Here is a 13,283-nt window from a genome sequence, read left to right as displayed (position 1 = left end):
CAATCCGCCGCTACCTTTCTACCTTCAGCTGTGCCGCCTACGGGCGGCATTTGCTTGCCTATCAGGCAGAGCATTCTTGGTCGCCGTCATCGTTGTCCGCCACCCACGCCTTGTTGCGCCCCGCAGCTTTCGCTTTGTACATGGCAAGATCGGCGCGTTTAAGCAGCGCTTCGGGCATGTCTTCCTGACCCTGGACCTGGGCGACCCCAATGCTGACCGTAATGGTGGAACCTTCGTTTTCGCCCGGCATAAAGATCGGCTGGCCAGAAACAGCGGCACGCACACGCTCGACCGTCGCGCGCACGAATGGCAGCGAGCAATCCGGCATAACAACAACAAACTCGTCGCCGCCCAGTCGCGCGACAAGATCGAAGCTGCGAACGTTTGCCCGAATTCGTGCCGCAACTTCTTTAAGCGCATGATCCCCCGCAACATGGCCGAAACGATCGTTCACATCCTTGAAGCGGTCAATATCGATCAGCATCACGATCAGGTTTTTTTCCTGCTGGAGGGAATCTTCCAGCAGGCGCGGTAGATGGTTCTCCAGGTAACGCCGGTTGTAAATCCCGGTCAGACTATCGGTTACCGCAAGCGCCAGGCTGTTCTGGTAGTCGCTGCTCAGGCGTTTCTGATAGCGGCTATGGCGGATTTGCGTGCGACTACGAAGAAGAAGTTCGCTCTTTTCGAGAGGTCGGACCAAATAGTCATGCACACCGACCTCAAACGCTTGCGCAAGCATTTCTTCGTCATGTTCCTCAACAAGAACAAGAATGGCCAGACTGCGCAGTTCCTCACTGGCACGTATCTGCGCCACAAGTCTTAAGGCATCCTCGTTCGCCAAATCCAGGCTGAGAATCACAAGCTCAAAGGCAACGTCACGCAACGCGGCCATTGCGGCGACACCATCGGCAACAATTGTGACGTCGTCCCCTTCCGCTTCCACAAGCGTTTCCCGAATATGTGCGGCGCTGTGCGGATTGTCTTCGACCAGAAGAACTTTCGCCTTGCCGGTGTCCTCCTTGCACAATTCCGGCAATGAGATATCCAGCCCAAGCTTCTCAAACGTCTCGGACCGTTGCCGCCAAGCGTCCATCATCATTTTAACGCGCGTCAGATTGCGGACCCGCGCCAACAGCGCTTTGTCATTGATCGGCTTTGTCAAAAAATCATCGGCGCCCGCCTCCAGCCCCTGGATGCGGTCTTTCGTCTCGCTTAGCGCCGTCACCATGACGACGGGAATGTGGCAGGTTTTCGGATCGGATTTAATTTTCTTGCAAACCTCAAAGCCGTTCATGCCCGGCATCATGACATCCAGCAAGACGATGTCCGGCAAGCTGCTGCGCAGCAGTTCAAGAGCGGAAGGCCCGTCCTTTGCCGTAATCACGTCGAAATAGGCATTCGAGAGGCGCGCTTCCAGCAGCTTCACGTTCGTCGGCACGTCATCGACGATCAGCACACGTGCCGTCATGTGGCCCTACCCATAACCTTCTTGATGGTTTCCAGAAAATGCGGGACGGAAATCGGTTTGGCAATATAGGCTTCGCAACCGCCTTCTCGGATTTTTTCCTCGTCGCCTTTCATGGCGAAAGCCGTAACGGCGATAACGGGAATGTTCTTTAATTCCTCGTCGTCCTTGATTTGCTTGGTAATGACCAGGCCGGAAATTTCCGGGAGCTGAATATCCATCAGCACCAGATCCGGCCTGTGCTCGCGTACCATGTCCAACGCCTTGAAGCCGTCATTCGTCTGCAAAATCCGGTAGCCGTTGGCCACCAGAAGATCCTGAAAAAGCTTCATGTTTAACGCGTTGTCTTCAACAATCAGAATGGTCTGCGGCATCACCAGGTCCCTGTGTTTGTTTCATAAGTCTTAAGGGAAGGATGGTTACCATAGCCTTAAACCCGTTCAGTGTCGGCAGCCCATTGAAAAATATGACGGAATTTAGCATTCCGGCGATGGTAGCCACTCCACTCGCTCAAGCTCGCTGGCAATGACAAACGTACCGTGATCGGAAACGATGCGCTCGGCCACGCCTGAGCGAAGCAGCCAGACGCCGATTTCCATTTCCGGCATGGCATCGACGGCACCATGGGGAAAGAAAGCCAGCCGAACCGGCCAGACACGGTCGCCGGAAAGACGTTCCAGTCCGTCTTTTTTCCCTTCCGGGAAACGATATGGCTTGCCAAGGACGGCGCTGATTTCATAAGCGCCTTCGCCCGTTGTGCCATCAAAGACCGCTTTGGAGAAAAGCACCTTACCGGCGTCGGCATGGGCCATCAGCATGGACAGATGCTCGGTTGGAAAGACGGTTCCCTTCGGCAGGGCTATCTCCCCAGGGGCGGGCTTTGAAAAAAGAACGGTCCCCGCCATTCCACGAGCCGGAATTTCCGCCCTGCCAAGCAATTCCACCTGAACGATCTTGTTTTTTTTATGCACGTAATTGAAATGGAACTGCCGTCCGTCCCGGGATTCCCAGCTTGTAAAACGGACATCCATCACAAATTCATCGCCCCGATTGTTGGTAAGCAGCAATTGCGTGCCTTGCGTTGTCTCCCAGCCCTCACAGGAGGCCGCGAATTCGATCACCATCTTGCCCTGGGCGTTAACGATCTGGCTTGCCTGCTTCACCTGCGCAATCTTTGCCGAATAATAGGCCCGGTGGGGCGCCAGGCCTGGCTCGGCATGGGCCGTGTGCGCGCCGAAAAGCACAAGAAGAACGGCTTGAAAAAGGACGCGAAGCTCACATTGACCAAAACGACGGCCAAAACGACAGCCAAAGCGGCGGATGCCACCGCAGGCCCCCGGTTGCGGGGGAGAAGGCGGGCAAGGCGATGTCATTGATATTCCTTCCGTGTTTTTTTAAGGGTCGGGGCCTCCGGCAAGAAAAACAAGGGAAATTTCACCGCCGCCTGCGGCAAAAAAGGACCGATAGGAAGTTTTTACCTCCCCTTCACCCCACCAAAAAATTCTAACCTGTTCTTTTCCCTACGTTTTTTTCTGGCATGCCTCTTGCTACCTTCTCTGCAGGCCAATAGCCCCACTGGAATGGACAAGGCGCAAACGATGACACAGGCAAAGCTTCATAGCGAAACGGCGAAATTAAAGCCTCCCGCCATGCCCCCGGCACAGGCGGACACCCTTCAATTGGGCCAGGCGCATTTGGAATCGAAGCCCTGGGAAGGACGCCTTCCGGGCGTCGGTCAGGTGGCACTGCTGGAACAGGCCCTGCTCCTGGCCGCCGACGCCGAACGCCGCCTTCTCGCCCAGGCCAAGCGCATTGCCAGGCTTGAAGTTCTGACGATGACGGACGAAGTGACGGGGCTGCTTAATCGCCGTGGCTTCGATGCACAGATCAACCGCGCACTTGCCCGCGCCAATCGCAACGGCACCACAGGCGTTCTCGCTATCAGCGACGTCGACGATTTCAAGAAAATCAACGACCGTTATGGCCACCTGATCGGGGATGAGGTTTTGCGCGAGATTGCGCACCGGATTCTGGCCAATGTCCGCGAAACGGATTACGTGGCCCGCATTGGCGGCGACGAATTCGCCATCCTGATGGCCGAAACGGAAATTGCCTATGGGCTGCGCCGCCTTGAAACCCTGAACAACCGGTTGATGCGTAGAATCGTCACCATGGACGGCCACCGCATTCCGGTCCGGGTCAGCTTCGGCATTGAATCTTTCGGCCCCGGCGACCAGAAGAAGGATCTGATCGAACGGGCGGACGCTGCCATGTTCCACAGCAAGCGGCGCAAATCCAAAACCCCGTCCGAAATTACGGCCATCTGACCCGACCTCACCCCGAACCCGTCTTCCCGCAATTCGTCCCCACGCCTTCGACGCCGCAAAGACGCACCTGCCAGGGGCTTGCGCCGGCCCGGATGAGGCCCGCTTTCGCGTCCACGATATCAGCATCCGAATAGGGGCCAACAACGACACGGTAATAGTTCTCGCCCCGAAGATAGGTAACGACGATATAGGGGGAATAGGCTTCGTATTGCCTCGCCGTCCGAACGGCGTTCGTGCGGAATCGGTAGCTTCCAAGGGCAAGAAAGCTGGCAACCTCATCCGAACCACCGCGATAGGCCCAGCGCGCCCAGGAATTGGGTGCCGGCTTTTCCACGGCCTCCGGCGTTTTGACCGTATTGGTTGCCACGGCCGTATCGGTTATCGCGCGTTGCGAAAAAGACGTTGCACCCCGGCCCACCGCCGGTTCCAGATTTGCCGGGGTTTCAGCTTGCTGCGCGGCGGTGCGCGTCAGGGACAGGGCCGTTGCCGATTGTTCCAAATGGCAGATGCTTTCGCCTTTAACGACCCGATAGACGGCGCAATCTTCCTGCACGGCGTAGGAAAGCACATGATCCGAAACGGTCCGCCCGCTCATCACATAACTCACGCCATCGGCCGCAAAGCTTGCCACCGTTACGACCGGTGGCAGGGCGCAACCGCTTGCCGTTAACGTGGCAAGAAACGGCAAGGCGAGGCGAAAGCCACCCGAAAAATTTGCTGCGGTTTTTTTAAAAGGGTGCATCGGGACTCCTGAAAAGGCCCTCAAAACCTAGACAGGCAACCTAGCACCCACGCGTAAACGCCCCGTTAAAGACTGCGGGCAACTTATTGCAAATACAAATAAATTTGCCGCTTTCCGCTCTAGTCTTTTTTCGGCGGGGGCAGAAGAACGCGCAAATGCAACTCCCGCAGCCGCTCCAGCGGAATCTCGGCCGGTGCCTGCATCAAAGGGTCTTCGGCGTTCTGGTTCATTGGAAAAAGAATAACTTCACGGATATTCGGCTCGTCAGCAAGCAACATCACGATGCGGTCAAGGCCCGGCGCAACGCCGCCATGGGGAGGCGCACCGAATTTAAAGGCGCTCAAAAGGCCGCCAAAACGCGATTCCACGTCTTCTTGCGAATAGCCCGCGATGCCAAACGCCTTGTACATGATTTCCGGCAGATGATTTCGAATGGCCCCGCTCGAAAGTTCGATCCCGTTGCATACGATGTCGTACTGATAGGCCTTGATCGCAAGGGGATCTTCGTTTTCCAGCGATTCCAGGCCGCCCTGAGGCATCGAAAAGGGATTGTGACTGAACCCAACGCGGCCATCTGCGTCCAGCTCATAGAGTGGGTAATCCACAATCCAGCACAACCGAAAGGCGTCCTTCTCCAGCAGATCAAGAGCCTGGCCAAGCTTGTCACGGACGGCACCAGCAAATTTAGGCGCCGCATCCGGCGTGTCGCAAACGAAGAAAAGCGCGTCCCCATCCTTAATTCCAGACGTTTCGCGCAAAATGGCGAGGCGCGGTTCGTCCAGAAATTTCGCAATCGGCCCCTTGGCGCCGTCTTTCGTAAAAATAATGTAACCGAGGCCAGGTGCCCCTTCTTCCAGCGCCCAGTCGTTCAGCTTGTCGAAGAAACTTCGCGGCCGCACCGCCGTATCCGGACCGGGAATGGCGCGCACGATGGCCCCCTTGCCGATCGCCTTGGCAAAAATAGAGAAGCCGCCGCCGTCAAAGGCCTCTGTGACATCGCAAATACGCAGAGGATTGCGCAAATCCGGCTTGTCCGAGCCGTAAAGGAGCATGGCCTCTGCATAAGGAATGCGCTGAAAAGGCAGCGGGCTGACGCTGCGACCGCGCGCAAATTCCTCAAAAACACCGTGTAACACTGGCTCGACCGCATCGAAGACATCGTCCTGGGTCACAAAGGACATCTCGATATCAAGCTGATAAAACTCGCCCGGCGAACGATCGGCGCGCGCGTCTTCGTCCCGGAAACAGGGCGCAATCTGAAAATAGCGGTCGAACCCCGCCACCATCAGAAGCTGCTTATATTGCTGCGGTGCCTGGGGAAGCGCGTAAAAATGGCCGGGATGAATGCGGCTGACCACCAGATAGTCGCGCGCACCTTCTGGCGAGCTGGACGTCAGAATTGGCGTCTGAAATTCCGTAAAACCAGCCTCTGTCATCCGGCTCCGGAGGCTGGCAACAACGGCCGAGCGAAGCTGCATGTTCGCGTGCAGTTTTTCCCGGCGAAGATCGAGAAAACGGTAACGCAGGCGTGTTTCCTCCGGATAATCCATGTCGCTGTTGACCTGCAATGGCAAGGCATCGGCAGCCGCCTGGACGAGGAATTCCTCAATCCGAATTTCGATTTCGCCGGTGGGCAGATCCCGGTTCACCGTGCCTTCGGAACGGGCGACAACCTTGCCGGTAATCGTAACGACGCTTTCGTTGCGGACCGCTTCCGAGGCATCGAAGATGGCATGGGACGTTTCGATCACGCATTGAGTCAGACCGTAATGGTCCCGCATGTCGATAAAAAGCAGGCCGCCATGGTCGCGCTTGCGATGAATCCAGCCAGAAAGCCGAACGACGTCGCCAACGTTCGAGGCACGTAGGACGCCACAATTATGGGTTCGATATGGGTGCATGGTTCTCCGTCTCCGACGACCGCAATTGCCAGTTTGCAACCTTCCGCCGCAAGCCGTTTCGGCGGAAACAGCGCACGAAACAATCCGGCTTGTCAAGGCGTCTTGATCCGTCGCGCCACGCGCAATTCCCTAGGCCAGATTGGCCAGTGCTTCTTCTTTCACGGGCAACCCTTTCCGTGTATAGCTCGCCCATGCGAATCATCACCGACACACCCGCCCTTGCCGAGCTTTGCAAAAGCTTGTCCGAGGCACCCTATGTCACCGTCGACACCGAGTTTATCCGCGAAAAAACCTATTGGTCCCAGCTTTGTCTGGTGCAGGTCGCCGGCCCCAAGGATGTCGCAGCGATCGACCCGCTGGCGGAAAATATCGACCTGACGCCGCTTTTGGAGCTGATGGCGAACCCGAACGTGCTTAAAGTTTTTCATGCGGCGCGCCAGGATATCGAGATTTTCTTCCACATCAACGGCACCATCCCCGCGCCGCTTTTCGATACGCAGATTGCAGCGATGGCTTGTGGCTTCGGCGATTCCATCGCCTATGAAACCCTGGTCAGCCGATTGGCAAAAGCACGCATCAACAAGGCGCAACGCTTCACGGATTGGGCGCATCGCCCCTTGAGCGAAAAACAGCTTGAATACGCAATCGCCGACGTCACCCATTTACGCGTCATCTACGAAAAGCTTCACGAAAAGCTGGAAACAACAAAGCGCATGGACTGGCTGAAAAGCGAAATGGCCACTCTCACCGATCCCGCCATTTACTGCATGGAGCCGAGAGAGGCGTGGCGAAGGCTGAAGACACGCAACGCCAACCGGCGTTTCCTGGCCACCGTTCGTGAGCTTGCCGCCTTGCGGGAAACCCTCGCCCAAAAACAGAACGTACCCCGCAACCGGGTCTTTCGCGATGACGCCCTTCTTGAAATTGCCGCGCAAATGCCGGAAACCACCGCCGACCTTCGGCGCTGCCGGGGAATAGGGAAAGCCTCGGAAAACAGGCTTGGCACCGCCATTGTTGAGGCCATACAAGCCGCCAGCGCCCTTGCCGAGGACGCCTGCCCAATGCCGCCCAAACGGGTGGCAAACCAGGGCGGCCTGGGACCAACGGTGGACCTGCTAAAAGTGCTTCTCAAAATGAAGTGCGAAGAACATTCCGTCGCCCAGAAACTGATTGCAAGCAGCAGCGACCTGGAACAGATCGCCGCCGATGACAACGCCGATGTGCCGGCCCTTCGCGGCTGGCAGCGAAGCATGTTCGGCGAGGACGCGCTGGCATTGAAGAATGGGGGATGCGCGCTTGCCATCGAGAACGGCAAGGTGCGCCTCGTCACCACGCAGAAAAAGCCGTCGGACGCTTAATTCTCGTCGCCTAAAATTTCACGGACGAAGGGAACGGTAATCCGCCGCCGCCGCGCAAGGGCGGCTGCGTCCAGTTCGGCCACAAAATCCCGGGCCACGGCAAAGGAACGCTCAATTCGGTTCAGAAGGTAAGCCACAACCTCTTCGCCAACCTCAAGCTGGCGATCGCTAAAAAGCTTCACCAGAACGGCGGCAAAGAGCCGGTCGTCCGGCTGCCCCATCTGCACAGCCGGCAACGCGAGCAACCGCGAGCGAAGGTCCGCAAGCTGGATAGGCCAGCGCGCCGGCGGTTCGCGATCCGTCAAAAGCAAATGCCCTCCACGCTCGACAAGGACGTTGTAGAGGTGAAAAAGCGCCGCTTCGTCCGCACCGGACGCGCCCTCGACAACGCAGGCACGCGCCTCGCCCAGCACCGCGCGCGGTGCGTCGCCAAGATCGCCGGCCAAAACATGCGGCGCGCGCGTCCGCGCCTGCCAGACATGGGCCAGATGCGTTTTTCCGCAAGCCCCCGGCCCGTAAAGAACAAGGCCGGTGCCACGCCAGTCCGGCCACCTGTCAATCCAGGCAACCGCATCAGCATTGGAAGGCGCAACCAGAAAATCGTCCCCCCCAAGGGCCGGACGATGGCCAAGATCAAGAGGAAGCTGCCGCCCCGGCGTCACGCGCCCCGGCGTCACGGCTTCTCTTCGCCCTCGGACGCGCCCAGATAATAGGCGCTGTCCTGATAACAACGAATGGCAAAGCGGACCATCACACCCAGAACCGCCGCGACCGGAACCGCCAGCACCACGCCCAGGAATCCGGCCAGCGTCCCCCCGGCCAGAAGGGCGAAAATGACCCACACCGGATGCAGGCCGATACGTTCGCCAACCAGTTTTGGCGTAAGAAAATTCCCTTCAAGGACTTGGCCAAGAAGAAACACGCCGACAACGATGGCCACAGGAAGCCAATCGGAAAATTGCAGAATGGCGAGGGTGACGCCGATGACAAGCCCGACCCCCATGCCGAAATAGGGAATGAACGAGAGCAGCCCCGTCGCAATCCCGATGACAAGGCCGAAATCGAGCCCGGCCAGCGCCAGGCCGATGCCGTAAAAGGCCGCCAACATCAGACAAACCGTCGCCTGGCCCCGAACAAAGCCGGCCAGCGTGCGGTCAATTTCGCGAAGCTGCGCACGAATCGTCGGGGCGTGGCTTTTTGGAAGCCAGCCATCCACCCGCTGGACGATTTTGTCCCAATCCCGCAGAAGGTAGAAAAGGACGATGGGTGTAATCAGGGCCAGCGAGATGAGATTGAAAAGGGCCAGCCCCCCACTCCAGACATAGCTAACAAGCGTGCCCGCCCACGCAAACACCTTGCCCGCCTCAACACCGGCAACCGCTTTCACCTTGCCAACGGCTTCCAGCGAAAGGTCGGGGGACAAGCCCGCCAGATACGGAAGCAAAAATTCGTGCACGTCCTTCAGGTAATCCGGGGCACGCTCGCTCAGGGCCACGATTTGGCTTTCGAGAATCGGCCAGAAAAGCAGGAAAAAGGCAAAAACAGCCGCATAAAAAGCAAGCATGGCCAGCACCGTCGCCAGGGTGCGCGAACGCAACAGCGCCTCAAGACGGTCCGTGATCGGATCCAGAAAATACGCGGCCCCAAGCCCCACGACGAAAGGCAGCAGAATGTCCCGGAAGAGGTAGAGGGACGCCACAAAAAGAAAAATGGCGACTCCCCAAAAACGTAGCGATGCCGACATACTCTATTCCTCCAACCCACTGGCCAACCACGACCAGGTCACAAGATAGCACCCGCCTGAAAACAGGATCGTTGCCGTGACGAAATAGACCAGCCCTTCGATCAGCGGCCCGACGGGGATTTGCAAAGCCAGGTCCGTCAAGACCATTCCCGCCAGCAGAATTTGCGCCACGGTGTTCAGCTTGCCGCTTAGCAGCGGCTGCACCTTAAGTTTGCCAGTCAGGCCCCGGAACAGAATGGCGCCGCCAACGATCATCACGTCACGGAACACGACAAGGGCCACCAGCCACACCGGCAAATGCCCGGCAACCCCCAGCGTAATATAGACCCCAAGCAACAACGCCTTGTCCGCGACAGGGTCAAGGTAGGACCCGACAATCGAGCGGGCGTTAAAGCGTTTGGCAATAAACCCATCGACGCCATCCGAAATGCTGGCAAGCAAAAACAGCCAGAAAGCCGCCACGAAATTTTCCTCAAGCAAAAACCACAGCATCAGCGGCACGGAAAGCAGCCGCAACAGGCTGATGATGTTCGGAACGGTAACGATTCCGTCTGTTACTTGCGCACCTTTACTGAACACCTTCTGTCGCATCCTCCAGCTTCAAGACAAGTGCCTGCCCCCCCTGATAGGGCTGGAAAGAAAGGACGAGGTCGCTTTGCAGCAACGCCCGTTGCAGTTGCATGCCGCCGCCCTGAAAACGAATCCGCACACGCGCCTCCTCACGGGAAAGGTAGACCAGCCGATTTTCAAGCACCGAAGGGATACCGCCCAAGCGCTTCTCGATTTTCAGCCAGTCCTCAAGGCCACGCAAAGGCACCGCGACCGTCACCTCGCCCTCTTCCCCTGATTGTAGAAGATTATCAAGTTTCCAGCTTTCCTCAATCCGCTGAACGGTCTGCTCAATCGCCTGGTGAAACAGGCTTTCCTGCGTGACGCCGTCCGCGCCCATGAAACTGGCCACATAAACGTCGCCCCAGGCGCCGGCACCATAACGGCTTAGGCTTAAGTAAAGCGCTGGCAATTTAAGAAAGGATTCGGTGGTTGAACGCACTTGGGCAACGAGAATGGCCGCAGCGTTGTAGCGTTTTGCGATCGCCGCCAGCCGATCCTGATCGCCAAGCGCGGCCTGCGCCGCGTCGATTGCCGTCACATCCTCAAGATCTCCAAAAGGCAAAACGAACGGCACCAACCCATCGCGGGGCGGCGTGACAAGCCAGGCATCCCGCCATGGATTTGGGTCGCGCCAGAGCATCCGCTCTTCCCCGGAGTCGAAAACGGGCAACACCAGGATCGGCTTGCTTTGGGTTGTGGCGTACGGAATTTCATGCGCCTGGAGAAATTTCAAAAAGGCTTCGCCTTTGAAATGAACCGTCAGTTTTGCGAGATAGCGAATCCCGGATGTTTTTTCACTCCGAACCTCGAAGGCGTGAACCAGGTTCACGATCGCTTCCGGTTCGACATCGGGCAGGCGGGAATGGTCCAGGCGCAGCGTCAGCCGGTTGAACAGCCGGAGAAAGGCCTGATACTGGCCTTCGGCAAGGGCAACCTCGCGCGCCTCCTCGGCGGTGCGCGCCGTGGCATCGACAATCACCTCATCGACCGTAAAAACGTCTGCCGATGCCGCGCAGGCCTCGCTTGCGGAAATGGCAAGGCCAAACACCACAAAAAAGGCAGCCGCACGGCCCCATATTGAACAACGGGCCATTGCAAACTGTCGGCGATCCAGTATCTTCAACGTCACAGGGCGTGCTCGATTTCGCTTCCTCTTACTCTTTACTATCACGGGCGTTAGGACCATTAACAGCCGTACATACAAGGAAGCGGGAGTCGACATCGAGGCTGGTGCTGCGCTTGTCGAAGCAATCAAGCCCCTTGCGCGCAGCACAACCCGCAAGGGGGTGCTTGGCGGGTTGGGCGGATTTGGCGGATTGTTCGATCTCGGTGCTGCCGGATTCAAAAACCCCCTCCTCGTCGCCGCCACGGATGGGGTCGGCACAAAGCTTCGCATCGCCATCGCGCAGGCCTACCACGAGACGATCGGCATTGATCTGGTCGCGATGTGCGTGAACGATATCATCGTCCAGGGGGCGGAGCCGCTTTTCTTCCTCGATTATTTTGCCACCGGCAAGCTTGACGTCAAAACCGCGAAAGGCGTGATTGCCGGCATCGCCAAGGGCTGCACTGACGCCGGATGCGCCCTTATCGGCGGTGAAACCGCCGAAATGCCCGGCATGTACGGGCAAGGCGATTATGACCTGGCCGGGTTTGCCATTGGCGCCGTTGAACGCGATCAGCTTCTTACCGGCGACCGTGTTGCCGTGGGCGATACCATCCTCGCCCTGGCGTCAAACGGCGTGCATGCAAACGGATTTTCGCTTGTCCGGCGGATTGTCGAAGAAACGACCCTTGATTTCGATGCGCCGGCACCTTTCGATGCCAGCCAAAGCCTGGGCGCGGCCCTGCTGCAACCAACCCGTATTTATGTGAAAAGCGCGCTTGGCGCGGTGCGTGCCGGAAAGGTAAAGGCGCTGGCGCATATCACCGGTGGCGGCCTGATCGAAAATATCCCACGAGTCCTTCCGGACGCGGTTGTCGCGAAAATCGATGCCACCACCTGGCCAATGCCGGCAATCTTCCGCTGGCTTTCCGCCCAGGGCCGCGTGCCCCCGATGGAAATGGCGCGCACTTTTAATTGCGGCATCGGCATGGTCGTGCTGACCGCCCCGGAAGATGCCGCCGCGGTGGAAGCGCATTTCCGATCAGCAGGCGAAACCGTTTACCGGATCGGCCATGTGGTGGCTGGCAAACAGGGGCCCGCAACGGTGCAGATAACGGGAATGGAGGCGGCATGGGCCGGGCAAGGGTCGGCGTCCTAATATCCGGACGCGGCAGCAATCTCCAGGCATTGATCGCGGCCTGCGAAGCGCCGGACTACCCCGCCGAAATCGCGCTGGTCATCGCCAACGTCGCCGACGCAAAGGGGCTGGAACACGCAAAACGCGCCGGAATTTCCTTCTGCGTGATTTCGCACAAGGATTTTCCGGACCGGGCAGGCTTCGACGCGGCGCTGGACAGCGCCCTGCGCCAGGCCAACATTGGAATTATCTGCCTTGCCGGGTTCATGCGGCTGCTTGGGGAAAAATTTACCACCGCCTGGCGGGACCGCGTTCTCAACATTCACCCGTCCCTTCTTCCCGCCTTCCCCGGCCTGAACACCCATCGCAAAGTCATCGAAGCGGGCGTGAAGATCAGCGGCTGCACCGTTCACCTCGTCCGCCCCGAACTCGATGCCGGCCCCATCCTCATCCAGGCCGCCGTCCCCGTCGCCCAGGACGATACCCCCGAAACCCTTGCCGCACGGGTGCTTACGATGGAGCACCGCTGCTACCCCATGGCGCTTCGCCTGCTTGCCACCAACGGGGTCCGCGTCGAGGAAAACAGGACGCGCCTTGCAGCAACGCCCGCCACGCCCGCCGCCGGCTTCCTCAATCCGGAAACACAAGGCTAGAGACCGCCCAATTCCAGTCCCCATGAAGCGGTTCCCTTGCCCCGCGATCTAGGCTATATCTGCGTTTACAGGCCGTACGGCACACAACAAAAAGTGGAGAGTTCATATGTCGAACGATTTCGATCTTCAGTCGCATAGCGACATGTGGAACGGTTTTATGAAACTGACCGTGGTGACCAGCGTCGCGATCGCCGTTACCCTGCTTCTAATGGCCTATTTCCTGGTGTAATTGCAGGCA

14 protein-coding genes are annotated in these 13,283 nt (G+C 58.2%); 5 read left to right on the top strand and 9 right to left on the bottom strand.

Annotated features, from left to right (window positions below):
- Nucleotides 1-61: 61 nt before the first annotated feature.
- The 3 genes from COA65_01120 to COA65_01110 all read right to left on the bottom strand — a co-directional run bounded on the left by COA65_01120 (nt 62) and on the right by COA65_01110 (nt 2,838).
- Complete coding sequence (locus COA65_01120; GenBank protein PCJ61583.1) at nt 62-1,468, bottom strand: PleD family two-component system response regulator; 1,407 nt, start codon at nt 1,466-1,468, stop codon at nt 62-64.
- Nucleotides 1,465-1,839 (bottom strand): two-component system response regulator, encoded by a 375-nt coding sequence (locus tag COA65_01115; protein ID PCJ61763.1) that lies wholly within the window; start codon nt 1,837-1,839, stop codon nt 1,465-1,467. The genes COA65_01120 and COA65_01115 overlap by 4 nt, the downstream gene beginning before the upstream one ends.
- Nucleotides 1,840-1,941: 102 nt before the next feature.
- Nucleotides 1,942-2,838, bottom strand: coding sequence for a hypothetical protein (locus COA65_01110; GenBank protein ID PCJ61582.1), 897 nt, complete (start codon nt 2,836-2,838; stop codon nt 1,942-1,944).
- A 207-nt stretch (nt 2,839-3,045) separates the two neighbouring features.
- On the opposite strand from COA65_01110, the gene COA65_01105 reads away from it, so the two are divergent.
- Nucleotides 3,046-3,792 carry a GGDEF domain-containing protein gene (locus tag COA65_01105; GenBank protein ID PCJ61581.1) on the top strand — a complete coding sequence of 249 codons (747 nt, stop codon included), beginning with the start codon at nt 3,046-3,048 and terminating at the stop codon, nt 3,790-3,792.
- 7 nt (nt 3,793-3,799) lie between these two features.
- On the opposite strand, the gene COA65_01100 is transcribed toward COA65_01105, so the two are convergent.
- Nucleotides 3,800-4,534 carry a hypothetical protein gene (locus COA65_01100; GenBank protein ID PCJ61580.1) on the bottom strand — a complete coding sequence of 245 codons (735 nt, stop codon included), beginning with the start codon at nt 4,532-4,534 and terminating at the stop codon, nt 3,800-3,802.
- 119 nt (nt 4,535-4,653) lie between these two features.
- Nucleotides 4,654-6,435: an aspartate--tRNA ligase gene (locus COA65_01095; protein ID PCJ61579.1), complete on the bottom strand. Its 1,782-nt coding sequence runs from the start codon at nt 6,433-6,435 to the stop codon at nt 4,654-4,656.
- A 191-nt stretch (nt 6,436-6,626) separates the two neighbouring features.
- Here COA65_01095 and rnd point away from each other — a divergent pair, with 191 nt between their 5' ends.
- Nucleotides 6,627-7,793 carry a ribonuclease D gene (gene rnd / locus COA65_01090; protein ID PCJ61578.1) on the top strand — a complete coding sequence of 389 codons (1,167 nt, stop codon included), beginning with the start codon at nt 6,627-6,629 and terminating at the stop codon, nt 7,791-7,793.
- Here the strand turns inward: rnd and COA65_01085 are convergent.
- Genes COA65_01085 through COA65_01070 form a run of 4 tightly spaced genes read right to left on the bottom strand, consistent with a single transcriptional unit; the run spans nt 7,790 to nt 11,371 of the window.
- Nucleotides 7,790-8,455: a DNA replication protein gene (locus tag COA65_01085; protein ID PCJ61762.1), complete on the bottom strand. Its 666-nt coding sequence runs from the start codon at nt 8,453-8,455 to the stop codon at nt 7,790-7,792. The genes rnd and COA65_01085 overlap by 4 nt on opposite strands.
- Before the next feature lie 11 nt (nt 8,456-8,466).
- Entirely contained in the window at nt 8,467-9,537 is a 1,071-nt protein-coding gene (locus COA65_01080) for an AI-2E family transporter (protein PCJ61577.1), read from the bottom strand.
- A gap of 3 nt (nt 9,538-9,540) precedes the next feature.
- Complete coding sequence (locus tag COA65_01075; GenBank protein ID PCJ61576.1) at nt 9,541-10,128, bottom strand: CDP-alcohol phosphatidyltransferase; 588 nt, start codon at nt 10,126-10,128, stop codon at nt 9,541-9,543.
- A complete protein-coding gene (locus COA65_01070; GenBank protein PCJ61575.1) occupies nt 10,106-11,371 on the bottom strand; it encodes a hypothetical protein in 1,266 nt (421 codons plus the stop codon). The genes COA65_01075 and COA65_01070 overlap by 23 nt, the downstream gene beginning before the upstream one ends.
- Between COA65_01070 and COA65_01065 the strand changes: the two genes are divergently transcribed.
- The 3 genes from COA65_01065 to COA65_01055 all read left to right on the top strand — a co-directional run bounded on the left by COA65_01065 (nt 11,181) and on the right by COA65_01055 (nt 13,274).
- Complete coding sequence (locus COA65_01065) at nt 11,181-12,413, top strand: phosphoribosylformylglycinamidine cyclo-ligase (GenBank protein PCJ61761.1); 1,233 nt, start codon at nt 11,181-11,183, stop codon at nt 12,411-12,413. The genes COA65_01070 and COA65_01065 overlap by 191 nt on opposite strands.
- Entirely contained in the window at nt 12,386-13,045 is a 660-nt protein-coding gene (locus COA65_01060) for a phosphoribosylglycinamide formyltransferase (protein PCJ61574.1), read from the top strand. Before COA65_01065 ends, COA65_01060 begins: the two co-directional genes overlap by 28 nt.
- Before the next feature lie 106 nt (nt 13,046-13,151).
- Nucleotides 13,152-13,274, top strand: coding sequence for a hypothetical protein (locus COA65_01055; GenBank protein ID PCJ61573.1), 123 nt, complete (start codon nt 13,152-13,154; stop codon nt 13,272-13,274).
- The last annotated feature ends 9 nt before the right edge of the window (nt 13,275-13,283 follow it).

The organism is Rhodospirillaceae bacterium, assembly GCA_002746255.1.
In the GTDB taxonomy this organism is placed as follows: domain Bacteria; phylum Pseudomonadota; class Alphaproteobacteria.
This window is presented reverse-complemented; position numbering and strand designations above follow the sequence as displayed.

What these genes read in the sequence shown, in the direction of transcription:
- COA65_01100 (PCJ61580.1), bottom strand. Translation starts at nt 4,534, where the DNA reads ATGCACCCTTTTAAAAAAACCGCAGCAAATTTTTCGGGTGGCTTTCGC.
- COA65_01115 (PCJ61763.1), bottom strand. Translation starts at nt 1,839, where the DNA reads ATGCCGCAGACCATTCTGATTGTTGAAGACAACGCGTTAAACATGAAG.
- COA65_01095 (PCJ61579.1), bottom strand. Translation starts at nt 6,435, where the DNA reads ATGCACCCATATCGAACCCATAATTGTGGCGTCCTACGTGCCTCGAAC.
- COA65_01055 (PCJ61573.1), top strand. Translation starts at nt 13,152, where the DNA reads ATGTCGAACGATTTCGATCTTCAGTCGCATAGCGACATGTGGAACGGT.
- rnd (PCJ61578.1), top strand. Translation starts at nt 6,627, where the DNA reads ATGCGAATCATCACCGACACACCCGCCCTTGCCGAGCTTTGCAAAAGC.
- COA65_01080 (PCJ61577.1), bottom strand. Translation starts at nt 9,537, where the DNA reads ATGTCGGCATCGCTACGTTTTTGGGGAGTCGCCATTTTTCTTTTTGTG.
- COA65_01060 (PCJ61574.1), top strand. Translation starts at nt 12,386, where the DNA reads ATGGGCCGGGCAAGGGTCGGCGTCCTAATATCCGGACGCGGCAGCAAT.
- COA65_01120 (PCJ61583.1), bottom strand. Translation starts at nt 1,468, where the DNA reads ATGACGGCACGTGTGCTGATCGTCGATGACGTGCCGACGAACGTGAAG.
- COA65_01065 (PCJ61761.1), top strand. Translation starts at nt 11,181, where the DNA reads ATGGCAAGGCCAAACACCACAAAAAAGGCAGCCGCACGGCCCCATATT.
- COA65_01070 (PCJ61575.1), bottom strand. Translation starts at nt 11,371, where the DNA reads ATGTCGACTCCCGCTTCCTTGTATGTACGGCTGTTAATGGTCCTAACG.
- COA65_01105 (PCJ61581.1), top strand. Translation starts at nt 3,046, where the DNA reads ATGGACAAGGCGCAAACGATGACACAGGCAAAGCTTCATAGCGAAACG.
- COA65_01110 (PCJ61582.1), bottom strand. Translation starts at nt 2,838, where the DNA reads ATGACATCGCCTTGCCCGCCTTCTCCCCCGCAACCGGGGGCCTGCGGT.
- COA65_01075 (PCJ61576.1), bottom strand. Translation starts at nt 10,128, where the DNA reads ATGCGACAGAAGGTGTTCAGTAAAGGTGCGCAAGTAACAGACGGAATC.